This window comes from Arthrobacter sp. SD76, from assembly GCF_049726125.1.
In the GTDB taxonomy this organism is placed as follows: domain Bacteria; phylum Actinomycetota; class Actinomycetes; order Actinomycetales; family Micrococcaceae; genus Arthrobacter; species Arthrobacter nitrophenolicus.
This window is the reverse complement of record NZ_JBNBLR010000001.1, coordinates 3,375,531-3,394,231: the sequence shown is the minus strand read 5'-3', so window position 1 is coordinate 3,394,231 and position 18,701 is coordinate 3,375,531. Positions and strand designations below refer to the sequence as shown.

Below are 18,701 nucleotides of genomic sequence, written 5' to 3'. Positions count from 1 at the left end.
CGCTTGTTTCGTGCCCAGGGGCTCCCGGCCGGGACATGACTTGACGGCGTAGCCCGAAGGAACCTGGAAACGGGAGGTTTGGGCGCGGAAATCGGCTCCCGGAACCAGCCGAACACTTCGCCATACTGCTCCCGGTGACCAACGGTGACGGCTACACCGTGGTGTCGGGCAGGAACGTGACGTCGGGCGTCGGTATCGGTCGCCCGGCGACGCCGGCAGACCCTGCATGACCCCGGAAAACCTGAAATTTCCTGCCGTTTCTCGCCGTTTCCCGCCGTGAAGATGCCCCTTCTGCTTCGGATTCCGCTCTGTTCTAGTGGTTGCCACGAGCCAGCCGGCCCGGACCCAACTGACTGCAGAAAGACCCTCCGATGAGAAACCGACTCCTGCCCGCAAGAAGAATCACCGCCGCAGGCAAGGCAGCCGCAGTGGCCGCCGCTGCGGCACTCGCGCTGGTGCTGTCCGGGTGCGGCGGCAGCGCCACCGCCGAATCGGCGGGAGGCGGCGGCACCGAATCGGCGGGAAGCGGCGGCACCGAAGTGAAAACCGTCCGGTACCAGGGCTCACCCAACACTGTCTCCCTGCTGGAGGTGGCCGAGGACCTGGGGTACCTCGGCGACGTCAAGCTGGAGTGGGTCAGCAACACCACCAGCGGCCCGCAGAGCATCCAGTCCGTTGCCACGGACCAGACGGACATCGGCGGCGCCTTCACCGGAGCGGTCATCAAACTGATCGAAGCCGGCGCCCCCGTCCAGGCCGTCATCAACTACTACGGCGAGGACAAGGACACGTTCACCGGCTACTACGTGGAGGAGGGCAGCCCCATCACCAGCGCCCGGGACCTGATCGGCAAGAAGATCGCGGTGAACACCCTGGGCGCCCACCATGAGGCAGTCATCACCACGCACCTGAAGAACAGCGGGCTGACGCCCGAAGAAATCAAGCAGGTCCAGCTGGTGGTGGTGCCGCCCAACGAGACCGAGGTGGCCCTGCGCAAGAAGCAGGTGGACGTGGGCACCCTGGGCGGCGTGCTCCAGGACCGCGCGCTCGCCGAGGGCGGCATCCGGGCCCTGTTTACCGACGTCGGGGTCATCGGGGGACCGTTCGACGCCGGCCAGTACGTCCTGCGCAAGGACTTCCTGGCGAAGAACCCGGAAACCAGCCGCACCCTGGTGACCGGCGTGGCCAAGGCCATCGAGTGGGAACGCACCACACCCCGTGAAGAGGTGATTGCCAAGTTCGAGGAAATCATCGCAAAGCGCGGGCGGAACGAAAGCACCGAGGCGCTCAAGTACTGGAAGAGCGTGGGCGTGGCCTCACCCGGCGGGCGCATCTCGGATAACGACTTCACCCGCTGGTCCGATTACCTGAAGTCCGCCGGCATCATCAACGGCGATCTGGACACGGAAAAGCTCTACACCAATGAATTCAACCAGCTGGAAACAACCACTCCTGCCGCAGAGTCCAAGGGATAACCGATGACCGCCAAAATCAGCCTTCAGCACGTCACCAAGGAATTTCCCGTCCGGCAGGGAAGGAATAGCCGCAGCCAGCCGGAGGCCGCCGTCCTGACCGCCCTGGATGCCCTCAGCCTTGACGTGGCAGCCGGTGAATTCCTCGACCCTGGTGGGGCCCAGCGGTTCCGGCAAGACCACCCTCCTGGACCTGCTGGCCGGCCTGTCCCGCCCCACGTCCGGAAAGGTCCTGGTGGACGGGAAGGAAGTCAGCGGGCCGGGCCAGGACCGGGCCGTCGTGTTCCAGCAGTACGCCCTCTTTCCCTGGCGGACAGCGTCAGCGAACGTCTCGATCGGCCTTGAAAACCGCGGGCTGTCGCGGAAGGACCGGGCGGCGACCGCCAGCAAGTACCTGGACCTGGTGGGCCTGGCCGGGTTCGAGGACCGGTATCCGCATGAACTGTCCGGCGGTATGAAGCAGCGCGTGGCCATCGCCAGGAGCCTCGCCTATGAGCCGGATGTCCTCCTGATGGACGAGCCGTTCGCGGCGCTGGACGCCCAGACCCGCGAGCAGCTCCAGGACGAACTCCTGCGGATCTGGCAGGCGACGGGAAAAACCATCGTCTTCATCACCCACGGGATTGACGAGGCGGTGTACCTCGGCCAGCGGGTGGCGGTGCTGAGCGCCAGGCCCGGCAGGCTCAAGGAGATCGTGGACATCAACATTCCGGACCGCGGCGGCGAGGCGGATATCCGCTCCCATCCCGCGTTCGTGGAGCACCGCCACCAGGTCTGGTCCCTGCTGCATGACGAAGTCCGGCTGGCCCGGGACTCGGGCCACCGCAAGATCCTCCCGGACGGCACAGCCCCGGATGAACACCCCCACGAAAGGAACGCCGCCTGATGAGCACCGTCCTGAGCCGGCCCCCGCAGGGGAGCGCCGCCGTCGAACCCGCACCGCATCCCGCCGGACCACCGGCGGCACACCCGGGTCCCGCCCGGAGGGAACGCCCGACGCCGGCAGGAAGGCTGGGTGCCGCAGCGAACGCCGCCGCGCGCGCGGCCTGGAAGTCGCTGGCGGTCCTGCTGTTCCTGGCGCTGTGGGAGTTTGGTCCGCAGTACTTTGCCGGCCCATCCACCCGGGTGTTCCTCCCGCCGCTGCACGAAGTCCTCGCGGCGGGCGCCAGGCTGGTGGAAACCGGGCAGCTGCAGAACCACCTGCAGGCCAGCCTCACCCGGTCCGTTTCCGGGTTCGGGCTCGCCGTGGTCTCCGCCGTTGCCCTGGGCCTCCTGATCGCCTGGTACGGGTGGCTGAACTCGTTCCTGAACCCGCTCCTGGAACTCTTCCGCAACACTGCAACCCTCGCCCTGCTGCCGGTCTTCACACTCCTGCTGGGCATCGGGGAGGAATCCAAGATCACCATCGTGGCCTACGCCGCCTTCTTCCCGGTGCTGCTCAATACCATCGCCGGCGTCCGCACGGTGGACCCGCTGCTGGTCCGGGCGGCCAGGTCCCTGGGCCTGAACAGCTTCCGGCTCTTCCAGAAAGTCATCCTTCCATCGGCGGTGCCCACCATCTTCACCGGGATCCGGATGGCCGGCACCTCCTCGATCCTGGTGCTGATCGCCGCGGAAATGGTGGGTGCCAAGGCCGGGCTCGGCTACCTGATCGTCAATTCCCAGATGAGTTTCCTCATTCCGGACATGTACGCAGGCATCCTCACCGTCTCCGTGCTGGGCCTCCTCGTCAACATCCTGCTGGTGGCACTGGAACGCCACTTCTCCCGCTGGCGCACCGCCGTCGGCGCCGGCAACTGACCCGCAATTCCACTACCCGGCAAGAACCCCGAAAGGACACCACCCATGACCACCATCACCGAAACGAAGCTCGAATTCACCAAGCTCGGCTCCCGCATTGGAGCTGAAATCCGCGGCCTTGACCTGGGCGCGGAGCTCAGCCCGGATACCATCGCCCAGATCCGCGAGGCCCTCAACGTCCACAAGGCCCTGGTCTTCCGCGAGGCGAACGTCCGCAGCGACGAGGACCAGGTCCGGTTCGCCGGCTACTTCGGCCCGCTCACCAAGGCGCACCCCACCGTTGCCTCGGTGGATGGCAAACCCGCCGTCCTGCCGGTGGATAGCGAAAACGGCAGCGCCAACAACTGGCACACGGACGTCACGTTCGTGGTCAACCCGCCCCAGGCATCAACTCTGCGCAGCATCACGCTGCCGGCATACGGCGGTGAAACGCTCATCGCCTCCTCGGCCGGGGCCTACCGCGACCTGCCCGACGAGCTGCGGAACTTCGCCGACACCCTCTGGGCCATCCACACCAACGATTACGACTACTCCGTCCCGAAGAACCTGGAGCACGCCAACGCGGAGGAGCGGCGCAAGGAGTTCACCAGGATCCACTTCGAAACCGCCCATCCCGTGGTTCGCGTCCACCCGCTGACCGGGGAGCGCGGGCTCTTCATCGGCGGCTTCGCGCAGCGCCTGCGGATCGTTGGGCTGTCCAACACCGAGTCCAGGGACATCCTGCGCCTGCTGCAGGCCTACGTCACCCGGCCTGAAAATGTGGTCCGGGTGGACTGGGAACCGGACCAGCTGGTGCTTTTCGACAACCGGATCACCCAGCACTATGCCCCGGACAACTACGACGGCCAGCCGCGGAAGCTGAACCGGGTGACCATTGCAGGGGATGTCCCGGTGGGTGTGGACGGCCGCAGCAGCACCGCCATCACGGGCGATTCCTCCACCTACTCGGAAACTGTGGTCCTCCCCTAAATTCCCAGCGAAAAGCGCCCCACGTTCAGGTGCCGGAAGTCCGGGACCAACGTGGGGCGCTTTCGTGTTCAGCCAGGCATCAGCCGCGCAGGCACTGCTGGTACTGCAGCCAGGCGATGCCGTACCGGATCCAGCCCAGGATGTCGTACCACTGGGCGGGCTTGGCCGGGGCGGTGCACACCGGCGGGACAGGACCCTCAGCGGCCACCTGCACGCCAACCGTCACAACGGTGCCGGACTCTGCGGCGGTCAGCACCAGGGATCCGGTGCCGGCCGCCGCACCTGCCGGGACGGCCAGGTTTACTCCGGCGGACCCGGATGAGACCGGTACGGCGCCCAGGTCTGTCACCACACCGGCGGCATCGGTGAAAACGGCCGCCAAGGCGGTGTTGACCGGGCTGCCCAGCGACGTCAGGTCCAGCTTGGAGACGGTCAACGTGACGGCTTCGCCCGGCTTGACCTCTGCGGGAGTGCTGTTGGTGACGGCTGCGGAGCGGCGGGCGAAGTCCGGCGCTACCGGGCTGCTCTCCTGCAGGTAGCTGATCCACGCGTCCCGGTCCACCAGCCCGGAGTCACGGGTGTTGGCGCCCTCGGTGAAGACACGGAAGTTGTCCCCGCCCGTGGCCAGGAAGCTGAACGTGCCCACCCGGTAGGACTTCGCCGGATCCAGCAGTTCGCCGTTGACCCGGACCGACGTGATGCGGTCACCGGCAGCGCGGGCGGCGTCGTAGGTGTAGTTCACGTTCTTGGACAGGCCCAGCTGGATGTAGGCGCGGCTGGGAACCGTGCCGTCCGCGTTGGTCTGCCACTGCTGTTCCAGGAGCGTCTTGAACTGGGCGCCCGTGAGCGAGGTGGTCCAGAGGTTGTTCACGAACGGCAGTACCGCGTTCGCCTCGGCGTACGTGATGGTGCCGTCCGGGGCGTAGTCGAGCTCGTTCCGCAGTCCGCCGGCGTTGACGACGCCGATTTCCGCGCCGCCCAGTTCGGCAGGCCGCAGCGAAGCGAGCAGCGAGTCGGCCACGAGGTTGCCGAGGGTGGACTCGCTGGAGCGGTCGTCGCGCTTCGGCGCACCGGTGGCGTCGGTGGTGAACGCGGTGGTGATATCGGCGGTGACGGAACCGATCGGCTGGTTTCCGACGACGGCGGCGTCCGCGAGTGCCTTCTGGACGATGGCGTCGACGGCGGCGACCCGCGGGTAGGCGGCGATCAGGCCGGCGGCGGGATCGGTGGTGCGCTTGACGTTGCTGCCCTTTGACGCCGTGACCTCTTTGGTGGCGGTGTCCACCGTCAGCTGGATGAGTCCTACGTTCTCGCCGTAGTTGCCGGTCTGCACGATGGGACGGGTCTTGCCCTCGACGCCCGGAACAGGGGCGTCCCAGGCGTATTCCTTGTGCGTGTGGCCGGTGAAGATGGCGTCCACGTCGGCGGATGTTTCGGTGACCAGTTTGGCGAAGGGGCCGCCCGCTGCCACTTCCTCCGCCAGGGTTGAGCCTTCCACCACGCCCGAGCCGGCGCCGTCGTGGTTTTCCACGATGATGACGTCGGCCAGGTTCCCTGCGGTGATCCTTGCGGCTGCCCGGTTGATGGCATCGACGGGGTCCCCGAACTCAAGGTCGGCGATGCCGGCCGGGTCACCAGGGAGGGGACCTCCTGGGTGACCGTGCCGATGACCGCCACCTTGATGCCGTTCATGTCCAGCACGGTGAACTCGGGCAGCACCGGCTCCGTGGTTCCCTTGCGGTAGACGTTCGCGCCAAGGTAGGGGAACTTCGCGTTGGCACCGCCGGCGATGACCCGGTCGCGCAGGTCCGCCCAGCCGCCGTCGAACTCGTGGTTGCCCACGGCCGATGCTTGCAGCTCCAGGGCGTTCAGCACGTCGATGGTGGGCTGGTCCTTGGCCACAGCGGACGCGAACAGCGACGCGCCGATGTTGTCGCCGGCGGAGAGGAATGCCGTGGCGCCGGGGGCGGCAGCGGCACGGAGCTTCTCGATGGTTCCGGCGAACTGGACGGTGTTGGCGTCGATCCTGCCGTGGAAGTCGTTGATGCCCAGGAAGTTCAGGTCAACGGTGGCAGGAACGGAGCCAAGGTCCAGGCCCACCACCACGGGGTCGTGGTCGCTGGCACGGAACTGGTCCGGGGCGTAGTAGTTGGTGATGTTGTAGTTGTGGCGGCTGTATTCCAGGGCCACGGACTCCACCGAGTTGATGTTCCAGATGTCGGCGCCGGACACCACGGCATCGGCGGCGGGGGAAGCCAGGATGTGGTCCAGGGAGCCCACCATCCCGCCGAAGAGGTAGGAATGCTTGGCCGAGCCGTCGGCGTTCCGGGCCTTCTCGTCCTGGTTGACGTAGCCGGCGGACGTGAGGACGTTGAGCGGGTCTTCCTTGGCGTAGGCGTTGAAATCACCGATCAGGAACACCTTGTCCGTGCCCTTGCTGGCCTGCAGCGACGTGGCAAAATCCAGCAGCGACCTGGCCTGGGCAGTGCGCGCCAGGTTGGAGGCGCCCTGGCCCTGGTCCGTGTCCTCCGGTGTTGCTGCCGAACCCTTGGACTTGAAATGGTTGGCGATGGCGATGAACTCGGTGCCGGCGGCACCGCCGGCGGGCTTGAACATCTGCGCCAGCGGCTTGCGGGCAGAGGCGAAGGCAACGGTGTCATTGTGGATGATGGACTCGCCCACCGGCTCGGCCGCGGCCTTCTTGAAGATGAAGGCGGTGCGGATCATGTCCTCGTCGGTCAACGGCGGGGCGTTGGCCGGCGAACGGACGTAGTCCCAGACTCCGGGTGTGGCGACGTTCAGCGCGTCCACCAGCCGGGCCAGGGCGTCGTCGCGGTTCTTGCCGAACTGCGCGGAGTTCTCGATCTCCATCAGGGTGACCACGTCGGCGCCGGCCTTGGTGATGGCGGACACGAGCTTGTCCTGCTGCCGCTGGAAGTTTTCGGCATTGGCTGCGCCGCGGGCGTTGCAGCCGCCCCGGACGGTGACGGGGTTCCCGTCCCGGTCCGTGTAGTAGGTGCAGCCGGTGAGCTGGTCGCCTGTGGTGGGGAAGTAGTTGAGGACATTGAACGAGGCAATCTTCAGGTTGCCGCCCACCGGCCGGGGCGCCTCCGTGCGCGTGGCGCCGAACGTGGCCGGCTGGACCGTGGCCGCATTCGCGGGCGTCAGGTGGGTGAGCGGCTGGAATTTCCAGGCGTTGTTGGCGTAGCCCAGGACCACATTCGTGGTGAACGCCGCCGGGGAGCCCACCCGGACCGGATCCGTGCCTGTGAGGTACGGCAGGGGGAGGGCCTTGGTGGCGCTGCTGCCGAGGAAGTTGGTGGTTGCGCCGTCGTCGAGCTTGATGCCCCGTGCGGCGTTTTCCTGGACGACGGCGGCATGTTCGGCGGTGCCGTACGGAGCCACCCGCGGTGGGCTGGACCAGGGGAGTGGTGCCGCCGGCCAGGCCGATCTCGCCGTATTGGTTCAGGCTGTAGTTGTCCGTGACAGTCAGCGGTCCCTGGGGTGCCAGGAGCATTCCTTCGAGCGACTCGCGGAAGGCCTCGTTGGCGGGCAAGGTGAAAGCGGTGGGCTTGACCTCCGGGGCGGCCTCGGCCAGCTTGGTGAGCCCGGCGGCTGCGCCGACGTTGAGCTGGGTCATCCCGTAGTACTCGGCCACGGTGCCTGTCAGGCGCACGAAGTCGCCCGGCTGCACGGAACCCGCGGTGGCAGGGGAATAGACGAAGATCCCGTCCGATGCGGCGTGGTTGGTGGCCGTGAGGTCCCCGCCGGTGCCGGCCGTCTGGATGTAGTAGCCGTTCAGGCCGCCGGTCGGGAACACGGCGGTGACCTTGCCCGTGGTGGTCACCGTGGCGCCCGCCAGCGGGCTCTCGGGACCCGTGCCCTGGATTTCGGCAATGGTGGCCAGGGCAGGGTTTGGCGTGGGCTCCGGGTCAGGTGCGGGATCCGGGTCCTGGGATGCGCCGCCAGAGGAGGTGGGCGTGATCGTGGCGCTGAGGGTGAAGTCCGCGGCGTTGCTGTTGCTGTCCGCTCCGGCTGTCCTGTTCAGGCTCTTGACGTCGGTGTTGCCCGAGGGGGCGGTGGCAGCCAGCGTTTCAAAGGTGTTGGACGTGCCGTAGCCAAGGAGATCGGCCACCCCGCCGGGCTCCACCTGGGACCCGGTGGAAAGCGCGACGGCGGTGGGCTGCTTGGCGAGCACCACCGTACCGGCGGTGCCGCTCGGGTTGAGGACGCCTGCCACCAGGTCCGGGGCGGGAAGGTCGGCGCCGTTGGAGCCGTTGCTGCCGCCCTGAACGAGGTAGTGCCCCTTGGCCGGGATGGACCCGGACAAGGCCGCCACGCCCGAAGGCGCAGCGGTTCCGGTGGCAGAGCGGTACTGCAGGGACCAGCCGTCCAGCGGAACCGGGGCGTCTGATGTGTTGTAGAGCTCCACGAACTTGTTCTTATAAGCAGCGCCGCTGCTGCCGCCGCTGAGGTAGGCCTCGTTGATCACAACGGGCGAGCTCCCGGCCGCGGCTGAGACCTCCGCGGCCGGATCGTCTGCGACGGCGGGAAGGACTGCCAGGGGTGCTGCGATGAGCCCCGCGGACAGAGCTGTTCCCAGCGCCAGTTTCCAAGGTGTCTGATGCATCCGCTCTTACTTTCATAAGGATGTCCCCGGTAGGGGACCCGATGGGAAGTGTCCGGGTTGTACCAACGGACAAGTGGCCCGGACCCTGCTCCTGGTCAAGTGGGTGTTCCGGCACATCACAGCAGCGCTGAATGAACGCAAAGTGGCTAGAGCGTGCATTCGGCGGGACGTCCCCCAGCGGAACGGACCGCCCACCGGCCTGGAGCCCCGTAGCCTGGTTCCGGTGATGCTGCTGGTGGTTTTATGGCCGGCCCGTACCCCCACATGTGCCGGCCATCACCAAAGAATACCGGCCGGTAGCTTTGCTGGAAGGGCGCGGCCGCGGATTTGTCCAAAGAATTTACATGCGCTCCACCAGATGCCGGGAAGCCGCAGGCGAAACCCGGCGTGCGGAGCTGCTGGGCAAAACGAAAGGCCCCTGCCGGCCAGCGGACTGGCGGGCAGGGGCCCTCTTTGCGGAAGGTAAGAGATTCGAACTCTTGGTACGGGGTTACCGCACACTGGTTTTCAAGACCAGCTCCTTCGGCCGCTCGGACAACCTTCCTCAGCTAGTAGTGTTTCATAGGCGCTTGCCTGCAACAAAACAGAGCCCGGAAGGTGTCCGGTGCACACTGGTTGCAGCCACTATTGAGTCAGAAACGGAAGTGGTCCATGAAAGCCGTCTATATTTCGGAGCCGGGCGGCCCGGAGGTCCTGGAGGTCCGCGAGGCCGATGCCCCCGTGCCCGGCCCCGGCGAGGTACTCATCGACGTCGTTGCCGCGGGCCTGAACCGTGCCGACGTGCAGCAGCGGCGGGGTTTCTACCCGCCGCCCCCGGGCGCGTCCGAGATTCCCGGGCTTGAGGTGTCCGGCAGGATCGCCGGGTTCGGGCCGGGGGTCACCAAGGCTTTCTCCGTGGGCGACAAGGTGGTGGCGCTGCTCGCGGGAGGCGGCTACGCCCAGCAGGTGGCAGTGCGGGCCGAGCAGGTCCTGCGGGTGCCCGAAGGGGTGGACCTGGTGACGGCGGCCTCGCTGCCGGAGGTTTCGGCCACGGTCTACTCCAACCTGGTCATGACGGCCCAGCTGCAGCCGGGTGAGACGGTACTCATCCACGGTGCCACGGGCGGGATCGGCACCATGGCCATCCAGCTGGCGAAGGCCTTCGGTGCCCGGGTGGCCACGACGGCCGGCACCGACGAAAAGGTCAGCACGGCGAAGGCCTTCCTGGGCGCGGATATCGCAATCAACTACGCGGAGGAGGATTTCCCCGAAAGCCTGCGCCGGCAAAACGGCGGAAAAGGCGCGGATGTCATCCTCGACGTCGTTGGGGCCAAGTACCTGCCGCAGAACGTGGACGCGCTCGCGGACTACGGGCGCCTGGTGGTCATCGGGCTCCAGGGCGGCACCAAGGGCGAGCTCGACCTGGGCCAGCTGCTCAAGAAGCGCGCCGCCGTGGTGGCCACGGCCCTCCGGCCCCGCCCCGTGGAGGAAAAGGGCGCCATCATGAATGCGGTCCGGGACGCGGTGTGGCCGCTCATCAGCGACGGCAGGATCAGGCCGCTGGTGGCCAGGACGTTCCCGCTGGACCAGGTCCAGGCGGCCCACCGGTACTTCGACAGCGGCGACCATGTAGGCAAAGTCCTGCTGCTCATGTAGCCGTAAATACTCAGTATTGTGTAATCCCGGGACTGCGGATAGGCTGTCGGTATACGCGGTATGCACGGGTCTTGGGGGTCCGTGCATACCGCTGCTACCAGCGAAGGAGCAGCATGTCCATCCGTCACAGCCTCCTCGCCCTGCTGCAGGACCGGCCGCGCTACGGCTACCAGCTCAGGGTCGAGTTCGAGAACCGGACCGGGTCCACCTGGCCCCTCAATATCGGGCAGGTCTACACCACCCTGGACCGGCTGGAGCGGGACGGCCTGGTGGCGAAAGACGGCGACGACGGCGAGGGCCACGTGGTGTACAGCATCACCGCTGAGGGCGCGGCGGAGGTGCGGAGCTGGTTCGCCGCCCCCGTGGAGCGCACCAACCCGCCGCGGAACGAACTGGCCATCAAGCTGGCGCTTGCCGTAACGCTGCCGGGAGTGGACGTCCAGGCCATCATCCAGGCGCAGCGGGTGGCTTCCATCCGTGCCCTGCAGGATTACACCAAGGCCCGCCGGGACACGGCGTCCAACCAGCGCAGTGGCGACACCGCCTGGCTCCTGGTCCTCGATTCCCTCATCTTCCAGACGGAAGCGGAGGTCCGCTGGCTGGACCTCTGCGAAGCAAGGATGGTGCAGCTGGCCGCCGCCACTGCCGCGCGCAAGACGTCCAACGGGGTCACGGAAGACGCCGCCCCGCTCAACGCGGACAGCCGCCGGTGAGCGTCCGGGGGGCCGCAGCAGGTCCTGAGCTTGCCAAGGTCAGCAGGACCTTCGGGGAGGGCGCGACGGCGGTTGCCGCACTTCGGGACGTTGACCTCACCATCGGCGCGGGGGAGTTCGTTGCCGTCATGGGGCCGTCGGGGTCCGGAAAGTCATCCCTGCTTGCGCTGGCCGGCGGACTGGACCGGCCGACGTCGGGCGGCGTCTTTGTGGAATCAACCCCCCTTGCCGGGCTGGGGCTGAACGAACTGGCCCGGCTGCGGCGGCGGGCCGTGGGGTACGTCTTCCAGGACTTCAACCTCGTCCCCACCCTTACCGCGGCGGAAAATGTCGCCCTGCCGCTGGAGCTGGACGGCACCGCGACGAAGAAGGCCCGCCGGCAGGCGGCTGACGCCCTCCGCCAGGTGGGGATCCCCGAGCTGGCAGACCGGTTTATGGACCAGATGTCCGGCGGACAGCAGCAGCGGGTGGCCATTGCACGCGCGGTGGTGGGGCAGCGGCGCCTGATCCTCGCTGACGAGCCAACCGGCGCCCTTGACTCGACCACTGGCCAGGGCGTCATGGAGGTGCTGCGCTCGCGGGCGGACGCGGGGGCGGCCGTCATGCTGGTCACCCACGAGGCCCGGCACGCGGCCTGGGCGGACCGGGTGGTGTTCCTCCGCGACGGGCGGATCGTGGACCAGGCCACCGCCATGCATGATCCCACCATGCTCCTGGCGCAGGCCGGCCTCTGATGCCGCTTGACCTTACTCCGGCCCCGGGCGGGCGCCGGAGCAGCTTCCGTGTTGCCCTGCGGATGGCCCGCCGGGACATCCGCCGCCACCGGCGCCGGTCGTTCCTGATCGTCCTGCTGATCATGCTGCCAGTCGCGGGGATGACCGGAGCGGCCACCCTCTACCAGAGCTCGCTGCGGACACCGGAGGAAATTGTCCGGTACGAACTGGGCAACGCCCAGGCACGGTTCGTCGCCCTGCCGGTGGTGAACGGGAAGTCGCTCCAGGACCCGCTGAACGATGCCGTGACGGCTTCCAGTCCGGGAAACGTGGATCCCGCATTCGTTGCGACGCCGCCTGAAGAAGTGCTTCCGGACGGCTACGAGGTGCTGCCGCTGCGCCAGCTACAGCTCACCACGCGCGTCGGGGAAGCGCTGGTTTCGCTGAACGGGGTGCAGGTGGACGCGCTGCACCCCGCCTTCGCCGGCAAGTTCACGCTGCTGGATGGCAGGGCTCCCGAATCGGGCAGGGAAGTCCTCGTGTCGCGGGGCATGCTGGAACGCTTCGGCCTGGACTTCGGCGAGGAATTTACGACGTCGGCAGGAACGTTCGTGCCGGTGGGCACCCTCCGTGACGCCGACGCCTCCGACAACAACAGCTTCGTCTACTTCCAGTCCGGGCAGGTGCCGGCGACGGCCCTTGCAGGTGAACGGCCACACTCGGTGTCCTACTACCTGGTGGGACCGGAACCGATCGGCTGGCAACAGGTCCGGGAAGCCAACAGCCGGGGCGTCGGAGTGCTCTCACGGAGCGTAGTGCTGGACCCGCCGCCAATGGAGCAGCGGGTGGTGCCGGGGGCCCAGACCTGGGACACGTCCGCCGAGACCTGGACCCTCTACGGCACCTTCGGCCTCCTGGGAGCCCTGGCCCTGCTGGAAGTGGGCCTGCTCGCCGGTGCGGCCTTCGCCGTGGGAGCCAAAAGGCAGGTGCGGGAGCTGGCGCTTTTGGCTGCCTCCGGTGCGGAAGCTCCCACTGTACGGTCGGTGGTCACGGCGGGAGGCCTGTGGCTGGGTTCCATTGCCGTTGTGGCAGGAGCTGCCCTGGGCTTCGCTGGCGCGGCTGCGGCCGTGCTCTGGGTGCGGGCCGCAGGGTCGGCCCGGCTGGCAGGAGTGCACCCGGACCCGTTGCTGACGTCGGTTGCCATGGTGATGGGGCTTTGCGCGTGCATCCTGGCGGCGCTGGCCCCGGCGAACCTGGTTGCCCGGCAGGCGCTGCTGGGCGCCCTCAAGTCCGGCCGCGCACCTGCCGGAAGCGGACGGCGGGCCAGCCTGGTGGGCGCCGTGCTCCTGGCTGCGGCGGCCGGACTGCTGGCCGCCGGCTGGCTGCTGGGGCAGTCGGCGAAGGACCCTGACCGCCAGGCGGAGCAGCTGCCCCTGGTGGCAGGGCTGCTGATCGGCGGGGCGGTGCTGGCTGTTGCGGGACTCGTGCTGCTGACCGGCTGGCTGGTGGGCCTGCTCACCTCGCGGACACACTGGCTTTCCCTGCCCCTGAGGATGGCTGCCCGTGACTCCGCCCGGAACCGTGGCCGGACCGTGCCGGCGGTAGCTGCGGTGCTTGCTGCCGCAACGCTGGCAAGCGCCGGCCTGGTCCTGGCCGCCAGCCAGCAGGCGGCCATGCGGGAGAACCACTGGTGGAGCGCGCTGGAAAACCAGGTCCGCCTGCCCCTGGAGGTGGACGCCCCCTTCCTCGCCGGCGGCGGCCGCCAACCGTCGGTGGCAGTGGATCCTGCTGAACTTTCCTCCCGCGTGGGGCAGGCGGTGGACGCCGTTGCCTGGACGGCAACCATCACGGCGCCGGCATCGATTGACTGCCATTTTGGCCCTGACGTGGATATGTCGGTTCCCGTCCGGACAGAGGATTCGAACTGCTTGATGTATTCCCTCGCGGTGCCGAAGGAGCATCAGTGTCCGATGACGCCGCAGCGAAGGGTGGTGGACCCGAAGGACTGGCGCTGCCGCGGGTCGATGATCCGTGAATCCGCTTCGCCGCGTGGAATCGTGGTGGGAGGCGACGAGGAAATCCGGCGTCTGCTGGGCACTGACCCCGGAGCCGACGCCTTTGAGGTGCTGGACGCCGGCGGCATGGTGGTGACCAACCCGGTGTTCGTCCGGGACGGAAAAACCACGCTGCTGGGACAAGACGTCCGCACGCAGCTGCGGTCGCCGTCGGACGGTTCCATGGTCCACGAAACGGTCACCAGCACCGCACTGCCCGCCGTTGCGGTCGAACCGCTGGAAGCGGTGCCCTACTACGGCTTCATATCCCCGCAGACTGCGGAACGGCTGGACCTGCGTGCGGAACCGGCCGAACTCCTGGTCCAGCTGGACCGGCGCCCGACAGCGGCTGAGGCCGATGCAGCGGCGGCGGCAGTGGCAGGTGTCTATCAACAGCCCGGTGCCGGATTCTGGGTGGAACCGGGGATCTCCCGGGACAACCAGTGGATATTCTGGCTGATCGTTGCGGCCAGCGCGCTCCTGACACTGAGTGCCGCCGGCATCACCACCGGCCTGGCACTGGCTGACGCACGGAATGACCACATGACCCTGGCCGGCGTCGGTGCCTCGCCCCGTCTCCGCAAAGCGCTCGCGGCGGCGCAGGCACTTTTCACCTCCGGCCTCGGCGCCGCGCTCGGAACCATCGCCGGAGCCGTGCCTGCCGTCCTCATCGCAGCCTCGACGGAAATGCGGACAGCGGTGGAGATCCCCTGGCCGCAGCTGCTGGCACTGATGCTCGCCGTTCCCGCAATGGGATCGGCGCTGGCATGGATGTTCACCCGGGCTGCCCTGCCGGCGTCCCGGCGGGCCTTGGGGGCATCGAGCAACCGGGCGGGCGGCGGCAGAACGTTCGGCGCCCCGGGGATGCCGCTCACCGCACCGTCCTGTCCGCGCACGCGCTACCCATCCCCATCGCCGACCGGCGTTGGTAAGGTGCCTTAGTAAGGGGAGGCTCGCACCCATCTCAAGGAGGAGACATGGCCGGAACGCCTGACGACCGGAACGGTTCAGCGCGGAAGGAAGGTGCGGTCACCACCGATGCCGCCCTTCCCCCCGCCGCCGTGGACGAGAACGTCCGCGAGGCGGAAGAGCGGAAGTGGACGCCGCGCAAGATAGCGCTGTGGGCCGCGGTTGCCCTGCTGGGCGGCGTGGCCTGGTTTATGCTCGCCATCATCCGCGGGGAGACGGTCAACGCCATCTGGTTCGTGTTCGCTTCGGTGTGCACGTACCTGATTGCCTACCGCTTCTACTCGAAGGTGATCGAACGCTACATCACCAAACCCGATGACCGCAGGGCCACCCCCCGCCGAGTACAAGGCGGACGGCAAGGACTACGTCCGGACGGACCGCAACGTCCTGTTCGGCCACCACTTCGCAGCAATCGCCGGCGCCGGCCCGCTGGTGGGTCCCGTACTGGCAGCCCAGATGGGGTACCTGCCGGGCACCATCTGGATCATCATCGGCGTCGTGCTGGCCGGCGCGGTCCAGGACTACCTGGTCATGTTCTTCTCCATGCGCCGCGGCGGACGTTCCCTGGGCCAGATGGCCCGCGAGGAGCTCGGCGTGGTCGGCGGCACTGCCGCCCTGATCGCCACGCTCCTGATCATGGTGATCATCGTCGCCATCCTGGCGCTCGTCGTCGTCAATGCCCTGGGTGAAAGCCCGTGGGCGTATTCTCCGTGGGCATGACCATCCCGATCGCCCTGTTCATGGGCGTCTACCTCCGCTACCTGCGGCCGGGAAAGATCATGGAAGTCTCCATCATCGGCTTCGTGCTGCTGATGGCCGCCATCATCGGCGGCGGCATCGTGGCCGAAACCTCCTGGGGAGCGGAGATCTTCACCCTGGACCGGGTGACCATCGCCTGGGGCATCATCATCTACGGTTTCATCGCCGCGATCCTGCCCGTGTGGCTTCTGCTGGCACCCCGCGACTACCTGTCGACCTTCATGAAGATCGGCGTGATCGTGATGCTGGCGGTGGCAATCATCGCGGTCCGTCCGGAAATCACCGTGCCAGCCTTCAGCGAGTTCGCCAGCCGGGACAACGGTCCCGTGTTCCCGGGGGCGCTGTTCCCGTTCCTGTTCGTCACCATCGCCTGCGGTGCGCTGTCCGGCTTCCACGCCCTGATCTCCTCCGGCACCACGCCGAAGCTGGTGGAGAAGGAGCGGCAGACCCGCTTCATCGGGTACGGCGGCATGCTGATGGAGTCCTTCGTGGCCATCATGGCCCTGGTCGCCGCCATCTCCATCGACCGCGGCCTGTACTTCGCCATGAACTCCCCGGCGGCGCTGACCGGCGGGACGGTGGAAACCGCGGCCACGTGGGTGAACAGTCTCGGCCTGACCGGCGTGAACATCAGCCCGGAGCTGCTGTCCCAGACAGCCGCCAACGTGGGTGAGGAAAGCATCGTCTCCCGCACCGGCGGCGCGCCCACGCTGGCTTTGGGCCTGGCGCACATCATGCAGCAGTTCATCGGCGGGACGGCCATGATGGCGTTCTGGTACCACTTCGCCATCATGTTCGAGGCCCTATTCATCCTCACCGCCGTGGACGCCGGCACCCGGGTTGCCCGGTTCATGCTCCAGGACTCCATCGGCAACTTTATCCCCAAGTTCAAGGAACACGCCTGGCGGCCCGGCGCCTGGCTCTGCACCGCCATCATGGTCGGCGCCTGGGGCGCGGTACTGCTGATGGGCGTCACGGACCCGCTGGGCGGCATCAACACGCTGTTCCCGCTGTTCGGCATCGCCAACCAATTGCTGGCGGCCATTGCCCTGTCCGTGTGCCTGGCCATCGCCGCCAAACGCGGCACGTTCAAGTGGTTGTGGATCGTTGCCCTGCCGCTGGCGTTCGCAGCGGTTGTCACCATCACCGCGAGCTACCAGAAGATCTTCTCGCCGACGCCGGCCGTGGGCTACTTCGCCAACAACGCCGCGTTCAGCAAGGCCCTTGCCGAAGGCAAGACCGAATTTGGGACGGCCAAGACCGTGGCGGCCATGGAGGCCGTGGTCCGCAACACCGCCATCCAGGGCTGGCTGTCGGTGATCTTCGTGGTCCTGAGCATCATCGTGATTGCCACCGCGGTGCTGGCCACCATCAGGGCATTCCGCAGCCACGCGGCCGGCACACCCGTCACGGACACCGAGGATCCTGCCCGGCCGTCGCGGGTCTTCGCTCCCGCCGGGCTCGATTCCGACCCCCGCGGAACGCCAGCTGCTGGCCGAGTGGGAGAAGGTCCCGGCCGAACTCCGCTTCGAACGGGCAGGGCACCACTGATGAGCGCGGGACTTACGGCGCTGTCCACCGGATTCCAGGGGTTCGCCCGGTACCTGGGCGGCCTCCTGGGCGCCGATGCGTACACGAAATACCTGGAACATCACCGCGCCTCCGGCACCAGGAACCGCCGCTTACCGAGCGGGAGTTCTGGCGCGACCGGACCGACCGGCAGGACGCCAACCCGCAGGGCAGGTGCTGCTGATTGAGCCTGCAGCGTACAAGCGTGTCAGGTGGGTTCATCGAGTGGACCCCGGGCGGATCGCTCGTGAGAGTATGAACGCATGAGCGATCCGAACGACACCCAGGCAGCTGAGGACCTCCCGGTAGAAGGCACGCCCGTTGATGACACCCCGGCGCCTCTGCCGACGCCCGGGGCGCCAACGAACGGTGCCAAGAAGGGCAGCAACCTGCAGGACCTGGTGGACGAGCCGGCCAAGGTGATGCGGATCGGCACCATGATCCGGCAGCTTCTCGAAGAGGTGAAGTCCGCCCCGCTCGACGACGCCGCCCGCGGCAGGCTCGCCGAGATCCACGAACGCTCTATCAAGGAACTCGAGGACGGCCTGGCTCCCGAACTCGTGGAGGAACTGGACCGGATCAGCCTCCCGTTTTCGGACGAGGCGACCCCCTCCGACGCCGAGCTCCGGATCGCGCAGGCCCAGCTGGTGGGCTGGCTCGAAGGGCTGTTCCATGGCATCCAGACCGCCATCGCGGCGCAGCATGCTGCCCGCGAGCACGCTGCAGCGCAACTTCAGCTGCGCCAGCTCCCGCCGGGGACCATGATCGCGCCCGGCGTTGTGATCGGCGAGAACGGCGAGCCGCAGCGGGCCTCAGCCGGGCAGCGGCCCGGAACCCCCGCACCGCAGGGCAAGCGCGAAGACCCGGACCACGGTCCCGGACAGTACCTGTAGGGTGCGCTTGGGCTTTCTCAGCGCCGCCAGGCAGGGGCGCAAGGACGATGCGGAACTGGGGAAGGGGTTGTGGCGCCGCGCGCACGACCGCTTCCATCGGGGACTGGACCGCTTCCACCAGGTGCTGGAAGGCGTGGAGGACGACCAGCTGTACGGGGAGCTCGTGGAGATCGCCAACGAGCTCGCGGCCCTCCTGGAAAGGGTGCGGGCCGTCTGCGTGGAAGCGCAGCGGCGCTCACCCAGCGAGGGCCTGGACATCCCGGTGGCCCTGTCCGGCGTGCACCGCGCCCTGTCCAAGGCTGGAAACTCACTTGCCACCACTGCCGAGGCAGCCGCGATGCTGCGGCTCGCCGTCGGGCCTGTGCCCGTGGGGGCGGCGTCAGTGCGGCGCCGTGCGGAAGCCGTCTTCCAGCAGGTGGCCGACGCCGAGCGGCACCTCCACGAGGCAGCCTCCTAGCCGCAGGGGCCGGGATATTCCTGGTTAAGCGCGTGGCTTAGTCCGGCCCACAACGGCCAGTTGGCCGG

At 67.8% G+C, this 18,701-nt stretch carries 9 protein-coding genes, 1 tRNA gene and 4 pseudogenes; 12 read left to right on the top strand and 2 right to left on the bottom strand.

Features of this window, described 5'->3' with window-relative positions; genetic code table 11:
* Positions 1 to 371 precede the first annotated feature (371 nt).
* From ACPEE0_RS16345 to ACPEE0_RS16330, 4 genes and pseudogenes are all read left to right on the top strand, one after another.
* Entirely contained in the window at positions 372 to 1,475 is a 1,104-nt protein-coding gene (locus tag ACPEE0_RS16345; RefSeq protein WP_424574872.1) for an ABC transporter substrate-binding protein, read from the top strand.
* 3 nt (positions 1,476 to 1,478) lie between these two features.
* Positions 1,479 to 2,358: pseudogene (locus ACPEE0_RS16340) on the top strand (ABC transporter ATP-binding protein).
* Positions 2,358 to 3,272, top strand: a complete 915-nt coding sequence (locus ACPEE0_RS16335) for an ABC transporter permease (RefSeq protein WP_424574871.1) — start codon at positions 2,358 to 2,360, stop codon at positions 3,270 to 3,272. Before ACPEE0_RS16340 ends, ACPEE0_RS16335 begins: the two are co-directional and overlap by 1 nt.
* 45 nt (positions 3,273 to 3,317) lie before the next feature.
* Positions 3,318 to 4,241 (top strand): TauD/TfdA dioxygenase family protein, encoded by a 924-nt coding sequence (locus ACPEE0_RS16330; RefSeq protein WP_424574870.1) that lies wholly within the window; start codon positions 3,318 to 3,320, stop codon positions 4,239 to 4,241.
* A gap of 79 nt (positions 4,242 to 4,320) precedes the next feature.
* On the opposite strand, the pseudogene ACPEE0_RS16325 reads toward ACPEE0_RS16330, so the two are convergent.
* A pseudogene (locus ACPEE0_RS16325) lies at positions 4,321 to 8,871 on the bottom strand (ExeM/NucH family extracellular endonuclease).
* 456 nt (positions 8,872 to 9,327) lie between these two features.
* Positions 9,328 to 9,415: transfer RNA gene (locus ACPEE0_RS16320), tRNA-Ser, on the bottom strand.
* Positions 9,416 to 9,522: 107 nt separating this feature from the next.
* Between ACPEE0_RS16320 and ACPEE0_RS16315 the strand changes: the two genes are divergently transcribed.
* From ACPEE0_RS16315 to ACPEE0_RS16280, 8 genes and pseudogenes are all read left to right on the top strand, one after another.
* Positions 9,523 to 10,506, top strand: a complete 984-nt coding sequence (locus ACPEE0_RS16315) for an NAD(P)H-quinone oxidoreductase (protein WP_424574869.1) — start codon at positions 9,523 to 9,525, stop codon at positions 10,504 to 10,506.
* A 113-nt stretch (positions 10,507 to 10,619) separates the two neighbouring features.
* A complete protein-coding gene (locus tag ACPEE0_RS16310) occupies positions 10,620 to 11,219 on the top strand; it encodes a PadR family transcriptional regulator (RefSeq protein WP_009357307.1) in 600 nt (199 codons plus the stop codon).
* Complete coding sequence (locus tag ACPEE0_RS16305; protein WP_424574868.1) at positions 11,216 to 11,953, top strand: ABC transporter ATP-binding protein; 738 nt, start codon at positions 11,216 to 11,218, stop codon at positions 11,951 to 11,953. The genes ACPEE0_RS16310 and ACPEE0_RS16305 overlap by 4 nt, the downstream gene beginning before the upstream one ends.
* Positions 11,953 to 14,928, top strand: a complete 2,976-nt coding sequence (locus tag ACPEE0_RS16300; protein ID WP_424574867.1) for a hypothetical protein — start codon at positions 11,953 to 11,955, stop codon at positions 14,926 to 14,928. Before ACPEE0_RS16305 ends, ACPEE0_RS16300 begins: the two co-directional genes overlap by 1 nt.
* Positions 14,929 to 14,963: 35 nt before the next feature.
* Positions 14,964 to 17,265: pseudogene (locus tag ACPEE0_RS16295) on the top strand (carbon starvation CstA family protein).
* Positions 17,265 to 17,467: pseudogene (locus ACPEE0_RS16290) on the top strand (YbdD/YjiX family protein). Before ACPEE0_RS16295 ends, ACPEE0_RS16290 begins: the two co-directional pseudogenes overlap by 1 nt.
* A 79-nt stretch (positions 17,468 to 17,546) precedes the next feature.
* On the top strand, positions 17,547 to 18,176 hold the full coding sequence (locus ACPEE0_RS16285) for a bacterial proteasome activator family protein (RefSeq protein ID WP_424574866.1): 630 nt from the start codon (positions 17,547 to 17,549) through the stop codon (positions 18,174 to 18,176).
* Positions 18,177 to 18,183: 7 nt separating this feature from the next.
* Entirely contained in the window at positions 18,184 to 18,633 is a 450-nt protein-coding gene (locus ACPEE0_RS16280) for a hypothetical protein (RefSeq protein ID WP_424574865.1), read from the top strand.
* Positions 18,634 to 18,701: the final 68 nt, after the last annotated feature.

Bases quoted from the DNA above. Each gene is read 5' to 3' on its own strand.
- ACPEE0_RS16300 (WP_424574867.1), top strand. From the start codon at position 11,953: ATGCCGCTTGACCTTACTCCGGCCCCGGGCGGGCGCCGGAGCAGCTTC.
- ACPEE0_RS16315 (WP_424574869.1), top strand. From the start codon at position 9,523: ATGAAAGCCGTCTATATTTCGGAGCCGGGCGGCCCGGAGGTCCTGGAG.
- ACPEE0_RS16345 (WP_424574872.1), top strand. From the start codon at position 372: ATGAGAAACCGACTCCTGCCCGCAAGAAGAATCACCGCCGCAGGCAAG.
- ACPEE0_RS16285 (WP_424574866.1), top strand. From the start codon at position 17,547: ATGAGCGATCCGAACGACACCCAGGCAGCTGAGGACCTCCCGGTAGAA.
- ACPEE0_RS16330 (WP_424574870.1), top strand. From the start codon at position 3,318: ATGACCACCATCACCGAAACGAAGCTCGAATTCACCAAGCTCGGCTCC.
- ACPEE0_RS16310 (WP_009357307.1), top strand. From the start codon at position 10,620: ATGTCCATCCGTCACAGCCTCCTCGCCCTGCTGCAGGACCGGCCGCGC.
- ACPEE0_RS16335 (WP_424574871.1), top strand. From the start codon at position 2,358: ATGAGCACCGTCCTGAGCCGGCCCCCGCAGGGGAGCGCCGCCGTCGAA.